The organism is Synechocystis sp. LKSZ1 (assembly GCF_040436315.1).
Lineage (GTDB): Bacteria > Cyanobacteriota > Cyanobacteriia > Cyanobacteriales > Microcystaceae > Synechocystis.
In genome coordinates, this window is sequence record NZ_AP031572.1 from 3,397,938 (window position 1) to 3,419,816 (window position 21,879).

Below are 21,879 nucleotides of genomic sequence, written 5' to 3' on the forward strand. Positions count from 1 at the left end.
TATGACCCAGTCCCGCCAACGTTTATCGCCAGTTTTACTCCAGAGTAGTGTTGGTCTCTTGCTCCTGGTTAGCCTGGGCGTTTTATTTGTGATGATTGCCTGGCTCAAGAATTTATCCTGGGGCCAACAATCCTACCAAGTTACCTTTCTTTTTAGTGATGCGGCCAGAATGCTGGTGGGAACACGGGTGGATTATCGGGGGGTTCGGGTCGGCCAAGTGACGGACATTCGGCCTGGCCCCCAGGGCGTTGCGGTCAAGGTCAGTATTACCCCCGCCACCCAAGTCATTCCCCGCAATCTTTCCATTGAGGCTAAACAATCGGGACTGATCGGTGAAACCAACATTAATCTTGTCCCCTATCCGCCTTACTTGCCGGAGAATATTGGCTACCTTCCCCTAGACAAAAATTGCAACCCCAAGGTCATTCTCTGCAATGGGGCCGTTTTACGCGGTGAAGACGCAATTGATACCAATGCTCTAATTCGCTCGATGATGCGGATTGCAAACTTCCTGAGTCAGCCGGAATTTGCCAAGGCGGCCCAGGAACTAGCCAAGAAGGCCCCCGTGGCTTTAGCCGACATTAGCCAATTTAGCAAGGAAGCCGCCGCCCTGCTGGGGTCGGTCAATAAACAGGGGGCGGTAGGCAACCTCAACGACACCCTGCGGGCCGTCAATCGCTCCGCCAATGACATTAGCGGCCTGAGCCAAACCGCTAGCCAAACCCTCCAAGACCTCCGCCAAGGTGGAACGATTCAGGAGCTGAATACCACCGTCACCAACCTCGGCCAGGCAGCTAAGCAAATCCAATCCTTTCTGGCGGTCAATGAGAGTCGATTGGGAACAACCCTCACCAGTATTCAAGGCGCGAGCGACCAACTGCGGGCCAGTCTCCAACGCTTAGAGCCGCCCTTGAGCCAACTCTTGACCCAGGCAGAAAAAAGTCAAGTGATTAATAACCTTGACCAAGTCTTAAAAGACCTCACTATTGTCTCGGCTAATGCCACGACTTTGACCAAAAATCTGAATGAGTTTTCCACCCGTCTTAATGACCCGCAAACCATTCTATTACTACAGCAATTGCTCGACTCGGCCCGCTCCGCCGTGCAGAACCTGGAAAAAATCACCTCCGATGTCGATCAAGTTACGGGAGATCCAGCGGTACGTCAGCAACTCATGCGTTTAATTCAAGGTCTGAGTAATCTGCTTTCTTCCACCGAGCACCTGGATAAACAGATCCGCTACGCTCAACAACTTAATCAATTGTCGGCGGATCTGGCCCTGGTGGCCCAGGCCAAGCAATCCCGAACTATTTCCCCATCTCCCCTGGACACTCCCCGGCCTTTAGCTAAACCCCAACTGAAAGCTCTCAAGCCTTGAGCTGACGCAGGGCCAGGGCCAGACGACTTTGGACAATCAACTCAGTTTCCAAGGGCCGATGCTGAGTCAACACTTTTTCAATGACGGGACTTAATTCAGACTGGCTTAGGGCTAACTGTTCCAAAGCCGCAATGGCCGCGTAGCGAACCACCCATTCTGGATCCTGAAGTACCTGGGTCAGGGCCTGTAAGACCTGCTGTTGGGTATTAGCTAGGTCTTCTGGAGCCACCTTGTCCCAGCGGAGATTGCCCAAGCCCTTGGCGGCGGCCCGTCGGACACTCAGCGCAAAATCCTGTTGAGCTGCTTCTAGCAAAACCGCCAAGGCCCTCGGATCGCCAATCCCGGCAAACACTCGCGTTGCCCAGGCCCTGGCCCCGTAGTTATAACCATCAATATTGTCTAGGAGGTAGGGAATGACCCGCTCTCCCTGGGCAATCAGACCATCAACGGCCGCCACGGCCGCCCCAGGGTTGTTGTAACGAAGCACGGTAATCAGGGGGGGAATCGCGCCCTCGGCCTGGCTAGCGGCCAAACGTCGAACGGCTGAAACCAGTTTTTCTGCAGAATCGGCCTGTTCCACCGCTTGCATCAGGGACTGTACATTCAACTCCGTCATGGTTTCTGTCAAGGTCACACGCTGTCTCTTCAATTTTTCCATAAGTCGCCTTTGGCATTATCTCTTTCCGGTGATCTCCCCGCAATCTCCGACTGGGGTCAGCTTACAAAGCCTAGCTGCATCCGTAATAAGTTGTTAAATTTCCTCGCCGAAATTGGCCGTATTCTGAAGGGGTGAAGCGGTTTCCCGCCTCTACGCAGATACCTTCGCTTTGCCATTTAAGCAATATTCTGTTCAAATCATTAAGGAACTCAGTGCAATGCTCAATAAAATTTTATATGCCGACGCTGGCACCTCCCAAACCCAGGAAATGTTAAAAGTCCTGATGGATTTACCCGCAATCCAAAAGGCCGCCATCACTATCCTCCACGTGGTTCCGCCCCAAATTACCACCGAGGCCTTTACCGAAAAATGGGCTGAAGGCGGCAAAATTTTAGCGGATATTTTAACCAAAGTCCCCATCGAGCCGAGTAAGGTGGCAACGGTGTTACGCCAGGGTGATCCCAAGGATGCAGTCTGCGAAGTTGCCGATGAAATTGGGGCAGATTTGATCATTATGGGCTCCCGCGGCCTAAAACGCTTGGAGGCCATCCTTGAAAATTCCGTTAGCCAATACGTTTTCCAGTTGACCAACCACGCCATGCTCCTGGTCAAGGACGATATTTACATCAAGCGGATCAAACGGGTGATGGTGGCCCTAGACAAATCTGCTGCTGCTGAGTATGCCTTGGATCTGGCCCTGCATCTGCTGCGTGACTACTCCGAAGGAGAGCTAATTTTAGCGAGGGTCAATCCTGATCTCAAACCCGAACTCCTGCCCCTTTCCCGCCAAGAAATGGAAAATAATCCTGTCCTGGCCCCTGCCGTTGCCAAGGCCAAACGCCTGGGGGTTAACTATCGTTGCATTGTTACGGGCGGTAAACCCGGTGAGCAACTGTGCCAATTGGCCGATGAATACAATGTGGATCTGTTAATGCTGGGCTCCCCTGACCGTCGGCCCTCCGTTGCCAAAAGCTTACCTGACTTGGATCGGCTCTTGGGAACCTCCCTTTCGGACTATATTCGGGTCAATGCCAGTTGTCCGGTCTTGCTGGCCCGCCGCGAAGGTACTGTCTAGACTAGTTTTAGTACTCAAAAAGATGGAGCCATAAAGGGCGGCTCCATCTTCACTCGTAACTAGACGTTAGGCGAATGGCTTAGTTCTGGCTCTGCTTACCAGTCTGAATATACAGAATTAACAGAAACACGGTGGGAACTAATACAAATAAAATGCTCGCTACAAAGCCTAGATTATTAACTTGCATGGCCGGTTTGCCCCTAAAGTCATAATTTTGATTAATATCCTAACAGAATAGCATTAGTCTGCCACTGCAACATAGTTCGTCTCCCACTCTGCCATACCAACAGAAAACATTTGATTTGCCTGGATTGTGCTTACCAGGAGGAGACCCGCCCACAAGCCCCGGTCTGAGGGCGCTTTCACCAGGTTAGGAAGCATCCCTAGGGGCCGGGGAGAGCGATTTAGGCAGTCGCTAGGAGAGCCTTTTTGCTTGTTTTCCTGAGCATCTAGGCTTTGTCTTCGCCGTTAGCACGAGGCTGGATTACCCCAAAGCCACCATGGTTGCGGATGTAGATGACATTAATTTCGTTGGTTTCTTTGTTACGAAACATATAGAAATCGTGGTCTACCAGTTGCAGTTGTTCCAGGGCCTCGTCCATGGTCATAGGCGGCATCGAAAAATATTTCATCCGCACGACTTCCGAGGGGAGTTCCGGTTGACGGTCGCCGATTAGGTCGCCTTCTACGGGTTTTTCCTCGATAATGGCACTGGTTTTGGGCGTTTCTTGGTGCTTATCCAGGAGCCGTTCTTTGTATTTGCGCAATTGGCGGGAAATTTTATCGGAAACTAAGTCAATACTGGCATACAGATTTTCGCTACCTTCTTGGGCTCGAATAACAGTACCATTAGCATAAACCGTTACCTCCGCTTTATGCTTGTTAGTAATGCGTGCATTACGAGCAACCGATAGATGCACATCTACTTTAGTGGTGATATTGTGGAAGTGTTTAACTGCTTTTTCTACCTTTTCTTCCACATAATCATGAATAGCTTCGGTAACGGTAATATTATTACCTTGAATTAACAGTTTCATACTGAATTCTCCCTACGCGAATATAACGAAGTGTAAATACAAGTCACCAAGCAATGCAAAATTGTCTCTTCTGTCCACCTAGCTTGATCTAAGCTAGCTACTACACCATCCAATGAAATAATGATTTAACAAGGTTGGGGTGGTTCCATGGCTGAGTACGGTCTATCCGAAGAGAGTAGTGCATTATTGTTGGGGTGGAATATCACAGGCCAGAAGCCCAAGCACGAACAAGCAATGGTTTTAACCAGCAAATGTTCTTCAATGAAGCGTGTTTCCTCAACTTTGTCTTGGTTGTCTGACTACTTTTAGATTAGCACTATGTATTTCTCAAAACATCATCCCAGATAGCATTTTTATTTTCCTTTGCATCTCTTTACATTTCTTCGTTTTTGGGGGCAGGCTTTTGTGGTAGTCAATCTTACGGTTTTTCCCCGGCTTTGTTGCTGGCAGTCTCTGGGCCAAATGCCCTACCGTCAAGCTTGGGCCTATCAACAGGCCCTCCTCCACCAGAAGTTGACGGAGCCGAACCAGCCAGACCACTTCTTATTGGTGGAACACCCACCGGTCTATACTCTGGGAACCGGCTCCAAGTTGGAATTTCTTAAATTTGACCCGGAGTCTACGGAGTATGAAGTCTACCGAACGGAGCGGGGAGGGGAAGTAACCTACCATTGCCCAGGCCAATTGGTCGGCTACCCTATCCTCGACCTACGGGCCTATCGCCAGGATTTGCATTGGTACCTACGACAACTTGAGGCCGTTATCCTGCAAGTGGTGCATTCCTATGGCCTGCCTGGAGAACGTATTTCCGGCCTGACAGGAGTCTGGGTGGAGGGCCATAAAGTAGCAGCCATTGGCATTAAGGTCAGCCGTTGGATCACTTGGCATGGTTTTGCCCTGAATGTCCGTCCTGATTTAGCAGGATTCCAAAAGATCGTTCCCTGTGGCATTGCCCATCGTCCGGTGGGGAGTTTAGCTCAATTCCTGCCGGATATTAGTCCAGCGGAGGTGCAAGTTCGCCTCCTAGCAGCCTTTGTCGATATCTTTGGCGTGACCCTCGACCCGCCCCTTGCTAAGAGCGGCGACGTTCCTGAGTCAGCATCGGTAGGGGCTGACGACTAGTGCTTGGGGGGAGATAGCGTCGGGGTTTAGTTTCAATAACCATCTCTTGGCTTTTTTGCCCCTGCCACCAACGCAGGGCCACAGCCAATAGCGTTACCACCAGGCCCAGGGAGAATAAGCTCCAGCGTTCTCCAACTCCCCCCATCACCATATCTACCGCACCGACGAGGACAATAAAACTAGAAATCGGCTCTTTGCGATAAAGGGCACGCAGAAAACGGGGGACAGGCAGGTTCATAAATAAATTGCGTATTCGCTCACACAAACAAGGTTAATCATAGACGACTGGGGAGCCAGGGCCTTTCTGTTCCCATTGTAGCGAGGGGCCTCGGCGGCTGGGCCCCCTAGGGATAGACGCGACCTTTCCAGGCTCCCCCCTGGCCCTGCCAATGGCGACGGGCGGAATCCAAGGTCATTAACGTATAGAGTAGAGCCGTGAAGGGTAGAGTCAGGCCCCAGTAAAAGGGAAGGTGGTAGAGCCGTAGGGTGGGAAAGTAGGCCAGGGCCATTAGTCCCCAGGTAAGGCCCCCTAGAATCGCCAATAGTTGATATGAAGTCCCCATGCCCATGCCCAGGGCCAAGGGAGGTATTAAATACACCAGGCCCATGCCCAGGATGGTGCCTCCAAGGAGAAAGGGATTGTAGTGGAGTTGAGTATAGGCAGTGCGGGCTACCATTGACCAGATGCTGGCTAGGCTATCGTAGGGGCGCAGGCTATGGGTCGCCGTCGTTAGGCCCAGCCAGATGGGTTGGCCCTGGGCCTTCACCTTTTGGCCGAGGGTACAATCATCAATTAGGGCATCCCGTAGGCTTTGTATTCCTCCAATAGTCTCCAAGGCCTGGCGACGAATCAAGATACAGCCCCCAGCAGCGGCGGCGGTGGAACGTTGGGGGTTATTAACCCAGGGAAAAGGGTAGAGTTTTTGGAAAAAGAAAATAAAGGCGGGAATCAGTAATTTTTCCCAGAAGCTCTGACACCGCAGTTGAACCATCAAGGAGGTCAGGGCCAGCTTTTCCGTCTCCGCTTTTTGCACTAAGTCCCGCAGGCTATGGGGAGAATGGTCAATATCAGCATCGGTCAAGAGGAAGTAATCGGGCGGGTCAGAGCTTTGTAGGGCCGATTGAATTCCCTGTTCTAGGGCCCAGAGTTTCCCAGACCAGCCTGGGGGGAGGGGTTGGCCGGTTAGCACAGTCAAGGTCTTAGCTTTTCCAAGACTGCTGGCGGTCTGCGTGGCCATGGTGCCAGTGCCATCATCGCTTTGGTCGTCCACCAGAACGAGGTGAAAAGGGCCAGGATAGTCCTGGTTAAGCAGGGACGTAAGGCTTTGGCTAATCACTGGGGCCTCATTGCGGGCGGGAATGATAGCCCAAACCCTGGGATAGGCACTGAGGGGCGGTGCATCGTCGCCTAGGGTTTGGTTACAGCGCCAGAATTGGCCCCAAAACAAGAGTAAAAACAACCAAATCAGCAATGACAAGAGGGCGATTCCCAACACCAGGGCCATAGTTTTTTCCTTTTTTTAGACAGGTAGGGCCGAGCACCATAACCCCATTATTTTAAAGATTGGCTAGCAAATGACGTACCGTAGCGATTTGTTCTGGACTAAAACCGGCATCTTTTAGATGGCCCAGATACGCCGCCGAGCGGTAGCGGCTATCTAGTTGCAGGGCACGGTGGTAGGCCTGTTGGGCCTGCGCCCTTTGGCCTTGTTGGTAATAGGCTAGGGCCATGGCCACCCAGGGATGGGGATTCTGGGGTTCTAGGCGGCTGGCCTTGTCGGCGTGCTGAACACTAAGGGGGTAATCTTGAAGACGCTCGTAGGCCAGAGAAAGATTATAGTGGGCAATTTCGTTATCAGGTTTGAGCGCCAGGGCCTGCTGATGGGTTTTTACCGCTAGAGACAGTTGGCCGTTTACCAGATAAACAATACCCAGGGCATTCAGGGCCTGAACAGATTTGGGGTCTAAGGCAAGGGCCTGTTGTAGGGCCTGAGTGGCGGGGGGAGCCTGGCCAGCCAGGTGATAGGTCCAGCCCAAAAGCACAAAGCCCGATGGATTTTGAGGATCGAGGTCACTAGCCTGCTGGAGAGCGGTTAACGCTTGGGGAAATTGACCGGCCTGGCGAGATTGTAGGCCCTGGGAACGCAGTTGGCTGGCCCGTTGGCGGTCTTCAGGGGAAGCCGGGGTTAGGATTGGACTAACGGCCACAGTCGGCAGGGGAGAAGGGGTGACGGCCGGCCCTTGGCTCTGACAGGCCGTGCTTAACACAGCAGTGATTAGACCCAGAATTAACTCAGCCCTCATTTTGTTTTCTCAGTTTGGGCTAGAACATTAGCCGGGGATTGGGGCGGAAAAAGGGCCACCACATGGGGAACAGGGCGCGGTGTATAGGCCACTAGGGATTCTCCCTGGTAGGCCAGGGAGGTACTGGCCCCGGAGTCCAACATCACGGCATCTCGAAAGCCCAGTTTGTAAAGAATCTGGCCCAGGCGAACCGAGCCTACGGGATCTTGGGTTACACCAATTACGGGCTGGCCCGCTTGGTTGAGGCCCCAAAAGGCCCGGTGACGAGCGGCATTAAAATCAAACAGATCGCCAAAGCTCCGATCCGCTTGAGGTTGATTATCCCGTACCAGCCAAGCGGCCCCCACAAAGGCATCGGTGACGGTTCCCCCCAGGGCCGGCGCGGCCTGTTGAATACCGAGCAGGGTATTGTGGGCTTCTGCCTGAAAGGGGACAAAGGCGACACCTTGGGGACTGATCAAAACTAAGGGCCGATTTTTAAGCTTGCCAATTTCCCCGTTATAGCCTGGAATAAAGCCCTGTTGTTCACTCAGAATGGGGCCAATCATGGTGTTCGAGTCGAGATATTTAAGGGAGAAAAAACCCCCATCTACGGCCGCTACGGCTGGGGTGTCTTTGATAATCTCCGGCACTTGGTAGCGACTATCAGCATGGATCGAGCGGGGCTGACCGCCACTGATCAAAAGGATTCCAATGCCATCCACGGTATAGTTCCGTTTTTCGATGGCTGAGCTGAAGTTAAATTGGTTCGTCGCTATCGGTGCTGGATAGCCGCCCCAGGCTGTCGGGGCAATCTCTCGCAGACGGGATTGGCCAAAACGGCCGAGGGTCAAAAGATCCGGCGATTCTCCAGCGTAATGTTCATCGTTATCATTCATCGAAAAGGCCAGTTGGTAACCAGCAGCTAAGACCCATTGCTTAACGCGGGCATCCATTTTCCCCTCGGGATAGGTAAAGTATTTAATCGGAATGCCTAACTGTTGCTCTAGGATTCGCTTGGACTGCACCACTTCTTGGAAGAGTTGGTCGTCGGATAATGGCCGCAGGTCTTTATGGCTGACAGTATGGGAGGCAATGGTCACAAGGGGGTCAGCCGCCAGGATTTTTAACTGCTCCCAGGTCAGGCTGGAGCGAGCGGTTTTACCCTTCATTTTGTCGATATAAACGGAAAAAACTGCAGGGTAACCATACTTTTTGAGGAGAGGATAAACGTAGTCGTAATGGCCACCGTAGCCGTCGTCGAAACTCAATAAAACCGGCTGTTTAGGAAGGGGAACCCCCAATCGCAAATGAGCCAAAAGTGCATCGGGACTAATGGGGGTCGCCCCAATGTTTTTGAGGTATTGAAAATGGGCCTCTAATTCCTGGGGCGTGACATCAAAAAAGACCTGCTTGCGAGGCAGGATGTCGTGATACATAAAAATGGGAACCTTGGCCAAGCGGGCCTGGCGATGAAGCTGGGGAAAGGGAGCCGGGTCGGTTGGGTCTGGGGCCAGGGCTTGGGGGGTTGGGGTTGGAGACGGCGTTGGCTCAGAGCGTTTAAACCAGGCTAAAAGCGCCATGGGAGACGCCTGGGCCTGGGGGGCTAGTGTTGATTTTGCTTCGGGTTGAATGAGCGTCCAGTTGGGGCAATTGGGATTAAGGGTCGCCGAGGGTGTTGCTTCTGGCTGGCCCTGGGGCGTTTCTGGTGTTTTAACAACGGGTTGGCAATATTGCTTGAGTTTTTCTAGGCCATTGTCCAAGGCCTGTTGATAGGACTGAGCTAGGGAAAGACTGACTTTGCCTTGGGGCTGAGAGGACTCTAAACGACTGGAAGAAAAGAGCCACAGGCCGAGGGCCGACCCTAGGGAGATCAGGCTACCCCCTAAACCAAATAGGATTGCTAACCGCAGCCGGGAAGACATAATTTTTAAACGGATTGAGTAATGCCAAGAACGTTGATAATTTTCGCTTTAGCCAGTCCCAATAAGCTGTAAGGTCAGGCTCAAATCCTCGCTTTAGTTTTGAGTCAATCGCCTCTCACCAATAACGTTGGATTGCTACTGAAGAGCATAATCCCACAACCTTAACAAAATTTTAAGATCAACCCGAATTTATTCTCGCCAAGCGGTCAACGGAGGTTTTGGCAAGACCGCAATGGCGTTATGCTGAGACAAGCATTAACCCTTTTCTTTTCTGAGTAATTGTGACGCTTCCCCACTGGCCCACCTTTCTACAGCAACTTCTCGACCGCCAATCCCTCAGTCAGACCCAAGCCACTCAACTTATGCAGGGCTGGTTAGAGGATGATATTTCCCCCGTTCTATCGGGGGCCATCCTAGCAGCTCTCCAGGCCAAGGGGGTTTCAGCGGCTGAACTAGCGGGAATGGCCCAGGTGCTCCAGAGTCAATCCCTCAGCTCTTCGGCCAGCCGGCCAGGAGAGGCGCTGGTAGATACCTGCGGGACGGGGGGAGACGGCGCTTCCACCTTTAATATTTCGACGGCCGTGGCCTTTGTGGCGGCGGCGGCGGGGGTAAAGGTGGCCAAACATGGCAATCGTTCCGCCTCTAGTAAAGTGGGGTCAGCAGATGTTTTGGAGGCCCTGGGGATTAATCTTCAGGCCGACCCCCAGAAGGTACGGGAGGCAGTGGAAGCGGTAGGCATTACTTTTCTTTTTGCTCCTGGTTGGCACCCTGCTCTGAAAAGTGTGGCCAATTTACGCAAAACCCTCCAGGTTCGCACGGTTTTTAACCTGCTAGGGCCGCTGGTCAATCCCCTCCGGCCCACGGGACAAGTGATTGGGGTCTATCGCTCAGACTTTTTGACTGTGATGGCAGAGGCCCTCCAAAAACTAGGCATACAAAGGGCGTTAATTGTTCACGGCCGGGAAGGCTTGGACGAAGCCGGTTTAGGAGATGTGACGGATCTAGCCGGGTTCAATGGTACGGTCTTAGAAACCTTTAATCTAAATCCCCAAGACCTAGGGTTAACGCTGGCTCCCCTCAGTGCCCTCAAGGGGGGAGAGGTGGCCGACAATGTAGAAATTTTGACCCAAGTACTCCAGGGCCGAGGTAACCAAGCTCAACAAGATGTGGTGGCCCTCAATGCTTCCCTCGTTTTTCAGGTCGCTAATCGGGTTCCCTGGGGCGCGCACCCGCAAGGCATTACTCTGGCCAAGGACTTGCTATCAGCGGGAGAACCCTGGCGTATCCTAGAAGACCTGGTGAAGTTCCTGGCGTAGGGGCCGGGGACATTTTTGAAAAGAGTCAGTTTGCCTCATGAATTTCCTCACATGAAGATCATTGAATCTATTTCAAGAATTATAGGCTTGGCCCACCATTTTCCAGAGGATAGGTAAGTATGTTGATTCAGAATCTACGGGGCTTGGGGAATAAAATCAATGCAGATAAATACAGGCATCTTGTTTTATTTCTGATTTCTGTTGTGATAGGAACTTTGTTTGCTATCTACTTATTGAGAGGGAATTTAAATCTCTACAATATCGATTGGCTTTTCAGTAAGGGAGACCCAGCTAGTCATTTTATTGGCTGGCTTTATTACAGTCAAGATAGCTGGCGTTGGCCCATTACTTTTACTCAAAATTTAAGTTACCCAACCGGCAATACCATCGCCTATTCTGATTCCGTTCCCCTTTTAGCCATTTTTTTTAAAGTTTTAGCCCATTTTCCTATTTTTTCTCCTCCAATCCAATATTTTGGCATTCTTATCACTCTGAACTTAATTTTGCAGTTTTTCTTGGGGGCAGAGTTGATCCTTCTATTTAAAGTCCGTAGCTGGGCAATTATTTTATTATCTGGCTTGTTATTTATGTTGTCTCCTATCCTAGTCTGGAGACTTCAAGGTCATTTTGCCCTCAGCAGTCATTGGCCGATTCTCGCGGCCCTCTGGAGTTTTTTTAAGCTACGTCTTGTTGGTAAAATCCAGACATTTTCTGTTGTTCGACCGGTCTACCTTCTACAGATTTTACTTTTGATCCTGGTAGCTGGTATCCATCCCTATATCGCTGTGATGGTACTTGCTATTGTTCTCGGTAGCTATCTCCAAGGTTGGTTAGACCACAATATCAACCTGGGTTTAGCTATTTTTGGAGCCCTGACAATGCTAAGCATTATGCTCGGAGCTTGGTATTTTTGGGGCTATTTTTACATTCCTGGCGGTGGTACCAGCGGCGGTTATGATGTTCATTCCATGAATTTATTAAGTCCCTTAACCAAAAATGCAGACCGATCATTTTACTTTCTGGCCGCCAGGCCTAGTCAGTGGGAAGGCTATGGTTACCTCGGCCTGGGTCTTATCGCTCTATTCCTGGCCAATTTATTGAGAGCTTGTCTTGGTCTTTTCAAGGGAGCTTCTTTTTATCCCCCTTTGGTCACTTTTCTAAAGCGCCACGGAGTATTGTTGGTTATTTGTCTGGGATTTACGGTTTACGCTATTAGTAATCGGGTAACTTGGGGCCATTCTATCCTTTTTGAATATCCTCTATTGCCAGGTATTCGCGAGTTTGCTTCTCGGTTTAGGGCCAGCGGTCGCTTTTTTTGGCCAACTTACTACGTCCTAATGTTTAGCCTGATCATAGCCAGTTTAAAGCTTTGGCATCAGCGCCAGGTCGTTGTTCTACTCCTGGTTACCGTGCTAATTCAGTGGCTTGATTTAGGGCCAGTTTACAGCTTCAGTACCCAGTGGATGTATCCAGGTTACCATCAAAATACTCACGCTTTTATATCTAAGGATTGGCAGGCTTTAAAACAAAATCACCAAAATTTGTTTATTGTACCCAGCTACCAATGTGGCAATCCGCCGGTTTCTTTTCCAGTACTGGAAAGTATTGCGGCTCTGCTGCAATTGAAAACCAATAGTGCCTACTTGGCCCGATATTCTGATCAATCCCTTAAGTGGCATTGTGAGACTCTTCCTCAGGCCGTTGCCCAAGGCAAATTAGAGAAAAATACAGCTTATGTCCTCGATAAGTCTCTGTTCGCCATTGCTAATCAAATTAATCAGACTCCTGGTCATTCTCATCGCTGTACATTGCTGGATGGACTCATTCTTTGTCAGCAATATCCCCACGGTTCCGAGACCCTCCGACAAAAATTTTGGATAAATGATCCCATTCTATTCACTACAAAGGCCCCCAATTCCGCGCAGTATTTATTAGAGCATTGGTCTGCACCAGAGGAATGGGGAACCTGGACAGAGGGAAAGACAGCTCGTTTACAGTTGCCACTTCATTCCATTCAACCGGTTTTAAAAAGTATTAAACCCACCTCACATAACACTCAAGACTTTTACCTAGAAGTAGTGGCAGATCCCTTTGTCAACGAGAATCATTTCCGTCTTGTCGTCGATGTTTTGGCCAATCAGCAACCCATCGCTAAATGGCAATACTTTTTTATGGATCGACGGAATTCAGTGCAACGACTCCGCATTCCTAGAAAATTAGTTGCTTCCGGTCAGCCTTTAACCCTTACCTTTCAGATCCATGAACCCGCGTCGCCGGCCCGGCTAGGCATGGGTGATGACCAGCGACTATTAGGCCTGCAAGTGAAGGGTATTCAGGCCTATGGCACAGAAGCCCTGCCGGTTTCGTCAGACTAATCCTGTGCCCAGGAGAACTAATCCAAGGGGGAGTCAAGGGTTTTTGCCTAACCTGTTTGAGGCATTGGTCTTAGGATGGCCATTGAATAGGAAGGGCCTTTCCCTTGGTATAGTGCAGAAGAAAGCATAAAAACGCATTATTCAACTTTTTTAATTTCCTATGGCAATACCCCTTAGTGACCTCCAGGCTTTGTTAGAATCTGAGAATTTTAGTGAACAAATCCGCGGTCTTAATCAGCTTCGTACCCTAGACTCGATCACGGCCTTTCCCCTACTTAAGCCGTTAATTAATCATGCCAATGCTCGTATTCGCTATGCGGCCGTAAGCCAATTAGATCCCGTTGGCCAGGCCAATTTAGCAGAGGCCCTGGTGCTCCTGCGCGACCGGTTGTTTAATGACCCAGAAATTGATGTACAGTCCGCCGCCGCAGATGTGATTGGTGGTCTTAAACTGACAGAGGCCTATCCTGACCTTCAGCAGGCCTACGAACAGACCTCCGAGTGGCTTTTGCAGATGAGTATTGTGGCTACCTTGGGGGAAATGGGGGATGCGAGGGGTTTTGATCTGCTCCAGGTGGCCCTGCGTTCCGACAATAGCTTGATCCGCACCGCCGCTATTAGTGCCCTCGGCGAGTTAGGACAACCCGAGGCCCTGCCCCTACTCACGCCCTTGGTGACGGATGAAGATTGGCAAGTGCGTTACCGTTTGGCCCTGGCTCTGGGACAGTTAGGAGGAGCCGAAGCCCGGCCTGTCTTGGAACAACTGGCCCAGGATGCGACGGAACAGGTAGCCAGCACGGCCCAGCAGGCCCTGAGTCAGTTAGGCTAAATTCGCCTGCACCACCGTTAGTAATTGCTCAGTCCAATGGGCTGCCATTTGGGGACAAGCGGCTTCCACCATGACGCGAATCACTGGTTCTGTCCCGGAGGCCCGGACGAGGATGCGGCCCTCTTGGCCCATGGCCTGTTCTGCACGGGCAATGGCTCCTTGAATCGTGGCATTCGTATGCCATTGCAGGCGACGTTCCCGATGCTCGACCCGGACATTGCGCAGAATTTGGGGATAAGGCTGGAAGCTTTCTGCTAATAATTCTGTTAGGGAGAGGCCCGATTGTTTGACTAGGGCCGTTAGGTGCAGGGCCGCCTGGACGCCATCGCCGGAAACACTGTGGTGATGGCAGAGAATATGGCCGGATTGTTCTCCCCCCAGCATGGCCCCGGTGTCCCACATCTGGGCCTGGACGTGCTGATCGCCGACGGCAGTGCGAAGCAATTTACCGCCAAGTTTTTCCCAGGCTCGTTCAAAGGCCAGGTTAGCCATCACCGTTCCCACAATTAAATCATTGGGCAGGGCCTGGCGGGCTTTAAGGGTTTTGCCCCAAAGGTAAAGGATGTAGTCGCCATCGACGGTTTTCCCCTGGGCATCGACGGCCATCACCCGATCCGCATCGCCATCAAAGGCAAAACCCAGGTCAGCCTCATAATCACAGACGGCCTGACGTAAACGCTCTAGGTGCGTGGAACCACAGTTTACATTAATTTGATCGCCATCGGCCTGGTCATGGAGACAAATAACCTCGCCCCCCAGGGCCTTAAAGACCGCAGGGCCGACCTGAACCGAAGCGCCCCAGGCTAAATCCAGGACAATTTTTAGTCCTCGGAAATCCAACGGCTGGGGTAAACTTTCTAGTAAAAATTGCTGATACGCTTGGGTTAGCTGGGGATTGTGCTGATGTTTCCCCCACTGGGCCGCCGTGGTATTGACCCGTTTTTCCCCCCGCAGTAGGGCCTCAATTTCCTGGGTGTCACTTTTATTGAGCTTCAGGCCCTCTTGATTGAAAAATTTAATGCCATTGTCCTCTGGGGGATTATGGCTTGCTGAAATCATGATGCCACCGATAGCCGGGGTGGTTCGGGTCAAATAGGCCACACAGGGTGTGGGACAGAGGCCCAATTGCCAAACTTCTAGCCCTGCCGCCGTTAAGCCTGCGGTGATGGCCATGGCGAGCATGTCGCTGGAATTGCGAGAGTCTTGGCCAATAATGACCGGCCCTGTCTGAGCACAGCGGGCTTTGAAAACCTGAGCGGCCCAAAAACCGAGATTGAGCACAAAGGGAGCCGTTAATAATTCACCAGCCTTACCCCGAATGCCATCCGTTCCGAACAAAGGCGATTTCGGTAACGCCAACCCCGTCGGGCCCAAGGCCCTGAATTCAGACGCTAGAGAACGTTCATCTTGACTCAACCGCACCGAGGCAACCATAGCCTATCCTCACACGACACCCAAAAACTATAACTTAACTAAGGCCTAGATTCATTTCTACCCCAAAAAGTTGCCGGCTTATAAACCCAAGACCTCTAAACGCTGGGCCATCACTGCCCAGGGAATACCTTGTTCTAGATATTGGGGGGCCTGGGGTTGGTAGGGGGCCTGGAGCCGGTCAAGGCTCAAAATGGGTTCCTCTGCCGTCAGCAGAGGCAGGTCAGGGTCGGGAACTGTCCCTTGGGTGAGGGAACTGGAAAATCCCTTAAATACCAACAAACAGTCCTCGCTGCTGGCTCGCTGGGCCCATACCTGCAAAATTTCCTGGGGATAACGGAGGCTATAGGCCTCCAATCGTTGTAGGGGAAGAACCATCACTATTGCTCTAGGGCCGAACGTCCCTGACGGGCCAAACGAATAATTAGGAAATAGAGGAAGTAGAGACTATAAATAATCAGACCGACTATTCCCAAAAAGCCCAAAAATCCCGGCGTAGCATTAGCGTGGAATAGTTCCTTGTAGCGCCAGGCTGGGGGTAACCAGACCTGACAAAACTCAGAGGCCATGGTTTCGGTGCTAAAGGTACAGGACAGGAAGGGAATAAAGGCAATCACTCCAAAGCTGCAGTAAATCGTAATTGCCCAGCGCCAGGAAGTTGTGAGCAATTTCAGGCCAGAAGCCGGTAGATCCTTAATCTCATCGTTGAGATCAACCCAAAACCATAGGGAAATCGGGATTAGTAAACGAGCTAGAAAGCTGGTCACATAGCCAGCAGTCCACCCTGGAATGAAGAGATAGAGAGAAATCATCAACAAACTGGCCACGCGCCAATAGATTAGTAGGAGGCGATGGATTGCTTCCGACTGTTTAACCAGCGACCAGACCAATAGGACTAAAGGAATAATTACCGTAAAAATAAACGCCAGACGGTAATCAAGCCAGACTAACGGCTGGAACCAAAGATTTTCCATAGCATTGATTGCAGGATGAGTAGGCAATTGCCCAGGGCCAAGCACCAAAAAGCAGTGATGAGCCCGGGCCAGACTGTCACTGCTTTCACCAAGGCCTAAAGCCGTTGGTCAAGAAATTGTAGGGAAAGGACATTAGTCATCGTAAAGACGACATTCAGCGGCATCGGGATTATCCGCGCAATACTTTTCAAAGGAGGTCTGTTCAGGATGGCTCTGTTGTTGGTGTGAGGCTTCTGCTTGCAACTCTTCAACGGCATCCCAAGCCGCTGCACATTCTGCACTGGTGGCACCATCGGTTCCACAGACTTGTCTAGCATTGGCTAGCTCTTGCTCAATTTTTTCTTGGATATTGCTCATAGACCTATTAATTGTCTCAAGTTTATAAACAGCACGAAGCTTACTCATCCTAGCGAATTTACTTCCCTTTGGGTAGAAAATAGCTCCATCCGCCGAGAGCATAGCCATTGGGCCCAAAGCTGGGCATAATTTGACATAGTAACGCCGTTTTGTTCCAAACTATTTTATTCGTCAAGCATCAAGGCATGGCTAAGCAACGCATCCTATCGGGGGTTCAGCCCACCGGTAATCTCCACCTCGGCAACTACCTGGGGGCAATTTGTAATTGGGTCGCCCATCAGCAAGACTACGATAACTTTTTTTGTGTGGTGGATCTCCATGCCATTACCGTGCCCCACAATCCCCAGAGTCTGGCCCAGGATACGGAAACCATTGCTGCTCTTTACTTGGCCTGTGGCATTGACCTAGCCTACGCCACTATTTTTGTTCAATCCCATGTTGCGGCCCATAGCGAATTAGCCTGGCTCCTCAACTGCGTTACCCCCCTCAATTGGCTCGAACGCATGATCCAGTTTAAAGAAAAAGCGATTAAACAGGGGGAAAATGTCAGCGTGGGCCTGTTAGATTACCCGGTTTTAATGGCAGCGGATATTTTGCTCTACGATGCCGATAAAGTGCCGGTGGGAGAAGACCAGAAACAACACCTGGAATTAACCCGAGATATTGTGATTCGGATTAACGACAAATTTGGGCAGCCGGATCGTCCTGTGCTTAAACTGCCTGACCCATTAATTCGCAAGGAAGGGGCCCGAGTGATGAGTCTCACGGATGGGACAAAGAAAATGTCTAAATCCGATGAATCAGAACTTAGTCGGATCAACCTACTCGATCCACCCGAGGTAATCCAGAAAAAAATCAAAAAGTGCAAAACCGATCCCATCAAGGGCCTGTGGTTTGATGATCCCGAACGGCCGGAATGTCATAATTTACTGACGCTGTATACCTTGCTGTCGGGCCAAACCAAAGAAGCCGTGGCCCAGGAGTGCCAGACCATGGGCTGGGGCCAATTCAAACCCTTGCTCACAGAAGCTACTATTGCAGCCCTGGCCCCGATTCAGAATAAATACCAGCACCTGATGGCCGATAAGACCTATTTAGAAACTGTTCTGCGGCAGGGTAACCAGAAGGCCGCTGGGGTAGCCAACCAAACCCTGGAGCGAGTCCGCGCCGCCTTAGGCTATCTCCCCAAACTCTAAGCCTTGTCGCTTCTCTGCGCCTTTTTTCTTCACCTATGCCCACTCGACTCCAGCAAGCTGCCCAGAACCAAGATTTTCTGATTACGGCGGAGGTTACGCCTCCCAAGGGAGGAGACCCCCAACGTATGCTCTCTGTGGCCCAGACCCTCCGGGGTCGAGTCCATGCTATTAATGTCACCGATGGCAGTCGGGCCGTTCTCAGAATGTCGTCCCTAGCCGCCTGTTTAATTCTGCAAAATCAGGGCCTAGAAACTGTTTGCCAAATGACCTGCCGGGATCGTAACCTCATTGCGCTCCAGGCCGATCTGATGGGGGCCCAAGCCCTTGGTCTCCACAATATCTTGGCCCTGACGGGCGACCCGATTAAAGCAGGCGATCATCCCCAGGCCAGGGCCGTTTATAATCTTGAATCCGTCCGGCTCCTGCAGCTGATTCAATCCCTCAACCAAGGTGTTGATGCCAACCAGGCCCCTCTAACGGACGGGGCCTTAACCCTATTTGCTGGGGCCGCCGTTGACCCCCAATCCAAAAGCTGGTCTGGCCTGCAGCGACGCTTTGAGCAAAAACTCCAAGCCGGGGCCCAGTTCTTCCAAAGCCAGTTGATTACGGATTTTGAGCGTCTAGATAAATTTATGACCCAGGTAGTCGGTGGCAGTCATAAACCGATTTTGGCGGGGATTTTTCTGCTGAAATCAGCCAAAAACGCTCATTTTATCAACCGAAATGTACCTGGGGTCGAGATTCCCGAACACTTGATTCAACGCTTGGCCAAGGCCGCTGACCCGCTCCAGGAAGGGGTTCAGATCGCGGCAGAACAGGTACAACTGGCCCGGCAACTCTGCCAAGGGGTTCATTTGATGGCGGTGAAACGGGAAGATTTAATTCCGCAAATCCTCGATTTGGCGGGCATCGCCCCCCTGGATTTTCCGTCAGATCTCGGCGAGGGCCTTCCCTAAATCCGTTTGTGTGGGCTATGATGATGAATTGTGAGTTTTTATACTGTGATGAACGCCCAAGCAATCATTAACTCCATTGAAGCAGAGTTCTTGAAAACAGACCTGCCCACCATTCACGTCGGCGATACCGTTAAAGTCGGTGTCAAAATCGTGGAAGGTGGAAAAGAGCGAATCCAGCCCTACGAAGGCACCGTTATTGCCATGCGTAACGGCGGCATCAACGAAACCATTACTGTTAGACGAGTTTTTCAAGGCGTCGGCGTTGAGCGGGTCTTCTTGCTCCACTCTCCCCGCATTGCCAACATCAAAATTCTACGTCGGGGTAAGGTACGTCGGGCTAAGCTTTACTATCTTCGTGACCGGGTTGGTAAAGCGACTCGCATTCAACAGCGTTTCGACCGTGCTCTCTAGGAAAAAACGCCTAGATCTGTGGGTAAATTGGTGTCAAACTACAGTATGATGGTTCAGAGAAAGAAAGCTCTTCTTAATCTTTCCGTCTAGACTATGCGTCCTTAGTTCAGTTGGTAGAACGCAGGTCTCCAAAACCTGATGTCGGGGGTTCAAGTCCTCCAGGGCGCGTTGACAAACCAAACCCTACGGTTAGGCACTTACCAAGCAAATTGCTACCCGGTAAGTAATCGGTTTTCCTCGATGACTTTATTGGTAAAAGGGTAATACAGTGGCCAAACAAGAAGCAACCAAACCAGATAGCTTAGAAGCAAACCTTGCCAGAGCAGATAATGCTCGTCGTAACTTTGTCACTGAGACAAAGGAAGAATTGGCGAAGGTTGTATGGCCCTCTCGTCAACAGCTCATTAGTGAATCTGTCGCGGTGATTCTAATGGTAACCCTCGTCGCAACGACTATCTACCTGGTAGATAACTTTTTTGGCTGGGTAACCCGACAACCATTTCTGTTTGGTTGAGCATAGCTTCCGTTTGAAGCCCTTAAACATATCGCAATGAGTTTTGCTGACGAATCCTCTCCCACCCTCACCCCTGAAGTCCAGGTCGGAACCTCCCGTTCCGCTCGCTGGTATGCCGTGCAAGTGGCTTCAGGATGTGAAAAACGAGTTAAAGCCAGTTTGGAACAGCGCATCCACACCCTCGATGTGGCTGACCGAATTTTGCAGATTGAAATTCCGAAAACCCCGACGATCAAAATCCGCAAGGATGGTTCTCGCCAGCATGGAGAGGAAAAAGTCTTTCCAGGCTATATTCTGATTCGGATGGTCATGGATGACAATGCTTGGCAGGTGGTTAAAAACACCCCCCACGTCATCAACTTTGTCGGTTCGGAACAAAAGCGTCGCTACGGCCGGGGTCGGGGCCACGTCAATCCGGTTCCCTTGAACCTGGGTGAAGTAGAACGCATCTTTAAGCAATCGGAAGACCAAGAGCCGTTAATTAAGGTCGAGATGCAAATCGGCGATCAGATTACGGTACTCTCCGGGCCTTTCAAGGATTTTCAAGGGGAAGTCATCGAAGTCAGCCCCGAGAGAAGCAAGCTTAAAGCTCTCCTCTCCATTTTTGGCCGGGATACGCCGGTGGAATTGGAGTTTAATCAAGTGGAAAAACAAAACTAAGTTTATTTTTAAGCAATGGCAAAGAAAGTCGTCGCTCTGATTAAGTTGGCCCTGCCCGCGGGCAAGGCGAACCCAGCCCCTCCGGTTGGGCCTGCCCTAGGTCAACACGGGGTCAACATCATGGCCTTTTGTAAGGAATATAATGCCAAAACCGCCGACCAAGCGGGCATGATTATTCCGGTAGAAATTTCTGTCTTTGAAGACCGGAGTTTCACCTTTGTTCTCAAAACACCGCCCGCATCGGTACTCATTCGCAAGGCGGCTGGCATTGAGAAAGGGTCGAATACCCCCAATAAAACCAAGGTTGCGGCCATTTCCCGAGACCAATTACGGGACATTGCCCAAACCAAAATGCCCGACCTCAATGCCAACGACATTGAAGCGGCCATGAGAATTGTGGAAGGCACCGCTCGCAATATGGGCGTGACTATCAAGGATTAAGATCCCTACCTATTTAACCGGGGAGAAGAGCATTCTTCGTTTGCACCCAAGGAGTTTACAACACCATGTCCAAGAAAACCTCTAAGCGCCTAAGCGCCGTCCTAGAGAAGGTCGATAAAAATACGGCCTACGAACCCCTCACGGCGATGCAGCTCCTCAAGGAAACCGCCACCGCCAAGTTTGATGAATCCGTCGAGGCCCATATTCGCCTAGGAATTGATCCCAAATACACCGACCAACAAATCCGGACAACCGTCTCTCTGCCTAAGGGAACTGGATTGACGGTGCGAGTCGCCGTCATTGCCCGTGGAGAAAAGGTCAAAGAAGCCAACGATGCCGGGGCCGACCTCTGCGGTTCAGAAGAATTAATTGACGAAATTCAGGGCGGCATGATGGACTTTGATGTACTGATTGCCACCCCCGATATGATGCCGAAAATCGCCAAGTTAGGGAAACTGCTAGGCCCTCGGGGCCTAATGCCGTCACCCAAGGGCGGTACGGTAACCACCAACCTGGTCGAGGCTATTGCGGAATTTAAGGCCGGGAAATTGGAATTCCGGGCCGACCGAACGGGGATTGTTCATGTTATGTTTGGTAAGGCATCTTTTTCTGCCGAAGATTTGTTGACCAATCTCAAAGCGTTACAAGAAACCATTGACCGCAACCGTCCCTCTGGGGCCAAGGGTCGATTCTGGCGGACAGTATTTGTCGCTGCCTCCATGGGCCCTTCTATTCAAGTCGATATCAATGCCTTGCGTGATCTTAAACTAGCAGAAAACTAGTCAGACCATTCAAACCCATATTGGCTATTACCGATGACAGCAGGGGCTACTGCTTAATTAGCCTGCCGAGGTTGGAGCCTGAAGGGGTATCAGGAACGAGCAGAGAACTTTACCGGTTTTTTTCTCGGCCTTACCCTCTCTTCAGCCCCGGCGATCGCC

General features: G+C 51.1%; 24 protein-coding genes, 1 tRNA gene and 1 other annotated feature (1 of these 26 cut by a window edge). Of the genes, 14 read left to right on the forward strand and 11 right to left on the reverse strand.

The features are described from left to right. Nucleotide 1 precedes the first annotated feature (1 nt). Nucleotides 2-1,378 (forward strand): MlaD family protein, encoded by a 1,377-nt coding sequence (locus tag ABXS88_RS15370; RefSeq protein ID WP_353672920.1) that lies wholly within the window; start codon nt 2-4, stop codon nt 1,376-1,378. On the opposite strand, the gene ABXS88_RS15375 is transcribed toward ABXS88_RS15370, so the two are convergent. Further along, on the reverse strand, nt 1,368-1,994 hold the full coding sequence (locus ABXS88_RS15375) for a HEAT repeat domain-containing protein (protein ID WP_353672921.1): 627 nt from the start codon (nt 1,992-1,994) through the stop codon (nt 1,368-1,370). The genes ABXS88_RS15370 and ABXS88_RS15375 overlap by 11 nt on opposite strands. A gap of 259 nt (nt 1,995-2,253) precedes the next feature. On the opposite strand from ABXS88_RS15375, the gene ABXS88_RS15380 reads away from it, so the two are divergent. Beyond that, entirely contained in the window at nt 2,254-3,111 is an 858-nt protein-coding gene (locus tag ABXS88_RS15380; protein ID WP_353672922.1) for a universal stress protein, read from the forward strand. A gap of 79 nt (nt 3,112-3,190) precedes the next feature. Here ABXS88_RS15380 and psbM read toward each other — a convergent pair whose 3' ends face one another. Together psbM and raiA are read right to left on the reverse strand one after the other, a co-directional pair. Beyond that, the gene (psbM, locus tag ABXS88_RS15385; RefSeq protein ID WP_353672923.1) at nt 3,191-3,298 is read right to left on the reverse strand and encodes a photosystem II reaction center protein PsbM; all 108 of its coding nucleotides are present in this window, start codon (nt 3,296-3,298) and stop codon (nt 3,191-3,193) included. A 262-nt stretch (nt 3,299-3,560) separates the two neighbouring features. Then, nucleotides 3,561-4,148 carry a ribosome-associated translation inhibitor RaiA gene (gene raiA / locus ABXS88_RS15390; protein ID WP_353672924.1) on the reverse strand — a complete coding sequence of 196 codons (588 nt, stop codon included), beginning with the start codon at nt 4,146-4,148 and terminating at the stop codon, nt 3,561-3,563. A 405-nt stretch (nt 4,149-4,553) separates the two neighbouring features. Between raiA and lipB the strand changes: the two genes are divergently transcribed. Next, entirely contained in the window at nt 4,554-5,270 is a 717-nt protein-coding gene (lipB, locus tag ABXS88_RS15395; RefSeq protein WP_353672925.1) for a lipoyl(octanoyl) transferase LipB, read from the forward strand. Here the strand turns inward: lipB and ABXS88_RS15400 are convergent. The 4 genes from ABXS88_RS15400 to ABXS88_RS15415 all read right to left on the reverse strand — a co-directional run bounded on the left by ABXS88_RS15400 (nt 5,221) and on the right by ABXS88_RS15415 (nt 9,478). Beyond that, the gene (locus ABXS88_RS15400; protein ID WP_353672926.1) at nt 5,221-5,508 is read right to left on the reverse strand and encodes a hypothetical protein; all 288 of its coding nucleotides are present in this window, start codon (nt 5,506-5,508) and stop codon (nt 5,221-5,223) included. The two genes, lipB and ABXS88_RS15400, sit on opposite strands and share 50 nt — an antisense overlap. A 106-nt stretch (nt 5,509-5,614) precedes the next feature. After that, entirely contained in the window at nt 5,615-6,775 is a 1,161-nt protein-coding gene (locus ABXS88_RS15405; protein ID WP_353672927.1) for a glycosyltransferase, read from the reverse strand. A 52-nt stretch (nt 6,776-6,827) separates the two neighbouring features. After that, complete coding sequence (locus ABXS88_RS15410) at nt 6,828-7,574, reverse strand: tetratricopeptide repeat protein (RefSeq protein ID WP_353672928.1); 747 nt, start codon at nt 7,572-7,574, stop codon at nt 6,828-6,830. Continuing rightward, complete coding sequence (locus ABXS88_RS15415) at nt 7,571-9,478, reverse strand: polysaccharide deacetylase family protein (protein WP_353672929.1); 1,908 nt, start codon at nt 9,476-9,478, stop codon at nt 7,571-7,573. The genes ABXS88_RS15410 and ABXS88_RS15415 overlap by 4 nt, the downstream gene beginning before the upstream one ends. A gap of 281 nt (nt 9,479-9,759) precedes the next feature. Between ABXS88_RS15415 and trpD the strand changes: the two genes are divergently transcribed. The 3 genes from trpD (at nt 9,760) to nblB (ending at nt 13,998) form a co-directional block, all read left to right on the forward strand. Beyond that, nucleotides 9,760-10,794, forward strand: a complete 1,035-nt coding sequence (gene trpD / locus ABXS88_RS15420) for an anthranilate phosphoribosyltransferase (protein WP_353672930.1) — start codon at nt 9,760-9,762, stop codon at nt 10,792-10,794. A 215-nt stretch (nt 10,795-11,009) separates the two neighbouring features. Then, on the forward strand, nt 11,010-13,169 hold the full coding sequence (locus tag ABXS88_RS15425) for a DUF6311 domain-containing protein (RefSeq protein ID WP_353672931.1): 2,160 nt from the start codon (nt 11,010-11,012) through the stop codon (nt 13,167-13,169). Between the two features lie 160 nt (nt 13,170-13,329). After that, nucleotides 13,330-13,998 (forward strand): phycobilisome degradation protein NblB, encoded by a 669-nt coding sequence (nblB, locus tag ABXS88_RS15430; protein ID WP_353672932.1) that lies wholly within the window; start codon nt 13,330-13,332, stop codon nt 13,996-13,998. On the opposite strand, the gene glmM is transcribed toward nblB, so the two are convergent. The 4 genes from glmM to ABXS88_RS15450 all read right to left on the reverse strand — a co-directional run bounded on the left by glmM (nt 13,990) and on the right by ABXS88_RS15450 (nt 16,760). Beyond that, nucleotides 13,990-15,432, reverse strand: coding sequence for a phosphoglucosamine mutase (gene glmM / locus ABXS88_RS15435; protein WP_353672933.1), 1,443 nt, complete (start codon nt 15,430-15,432; stop codon nt 13,990-13,992). The two genes, nblB and glmM, sit on opposite strands and share 9 nt — an antisense overlap. Before the next feature lie 78 nt (nt 15,433-15,510). After that, a complete protein-coding gene (locus ABXS88_RS15440; RefSeq protein WP_353672934.1) occupies nt 15,511-15,807 on the reverse strand; it encodes a hypothetical protein in 297 nt (98 codons plus the stop codon). A 2-nt stretch (nt 15,808-15,809) separates the two neighbouring features. Continuing rightward, nucleotides 15,810-16,403 (reverse strand): DUF3177 family protein, encoded by a 594-nt coding sequence (locus ABXS88_RS15445; RefSeq protein ID WP_353672935.1) that lies wholly within the window; start codon nt 16,401-16,403, stop codon nt 15,810-15,812. Nucleotides 16,404-16,535: 132 nt separating this feature from the next. Next, entirely contained in the window at nt 16,536-16,760 is a 225-nt protein-coding gene (locus ABXS88_RS15450) for a Calvin cycle protein CP12 (RefSeq protein WP_353672936.1), read from the reverse strand. Between the two features lie 185 nt (nt 16,761-16,945). On the opposite strand from ABXS88_RS15450, the gene trpS reads away from it, so the two are divergent. From trpS to rplA, 8 genes are all read left to right on the forward strand, one after another. Then, nucleotides 16,946-17,956, forward strand: coding sequence for a tryptophan--tRNA ligase (gene trpS / locus ABXS88_RS15455; protein ID WP_353672937.1), 1,011 nt, complete (start codon nt 16,946-16,948; stop codon nt 17,954-17,956). A 35-nt stretch (nt 17,957-17,991) separates the two neighbouring features. Then, nucleotides 17,992-18,912, forward strand: coding sequence for a methylenetetrahydrofolate reductase (locus tag ABXS88_RS15460; RefSeq protein ID WP_353672938.1), 921 nt, complete (start codon nt 17,992-17,994; stop codon nt 18,910-18,912). Between the two features lie 48 nt (nt 18,913-18,960). After that, nucleotides 18,961-19,323, forward strand: a complete 363-nt coding sequence (gene rplS / locus ABXS88_RS15465) for a 50S ribosomal protein L19 (RefSeq protein ID WP_353672939.1) — start codon at nt 18,961-18,963, stop codon at nt 19,321-19,323. Between the two features lie 95 nt (nt 19,324-19,418). Next, a tRNA-Trp gene (locus tag ABXS88_RS15470) sits at nt 19,419-19,491 on the forward strand. A gap of 100 nt (nt 19,492-19,591) precedes the next feature. Beyond that, nucleotides 19,592-19,837: a preprotein translocase subunit SecE gene (gene secE, locus ABXS88_RS15475; RefSeq protein ID WP_353672940.1), complete on the forward strand. Its 246-nt coding sequence runs from the start codon at nt 19,592-19,594 to the stop codon at nt 19,835-19,837. Between the two features lie 36 nt (nt 19,838-19,873). Further along, nucleotides 19,874-20,497, forward strand: coding sequence for a transcription termination/antitermination protein NusG (gene nusG / locus ABXS88_RS15480; protein WP_353672941.1), 624 nt, complete (start codon nt 19,874-19,876; stop codon nt 20,495-20,497). A gap of 15 nt (nt 20,498-20,512) precedes the next feature. Next, nucleotides 20,513-20,938, forward strand: coding sequence for a 50S ribosomal protein L11 (gene rplK, locus ABXS88_RS15485; RefSeq protein ID WP_353672942.1), 426 nt, complete (start codon nt 20,513-20,515; stop codon nt 20,936-20,938). A gap of 65 nt (nt 20,939-21,003) precedes the next feature. After that, complete coding sequence (gene rplA / locus ABXS88_RS15490) at nt 21,004-21,720, forward strand: 50S ribosomal protein L1 (protein ID WP_353672943.1); 717 nt, start codon at nt 21,004-21,006, stop codon at nt 21,718-21,720. Nucleotides 21,721-21,732: 12 nt separating this feature from the next. Continuing rightward, nucleotides 21,733-21,879, forward strand: a sequence feature (ribosomal protein L10 leader region); it runs 22 nt beyond the window's last position.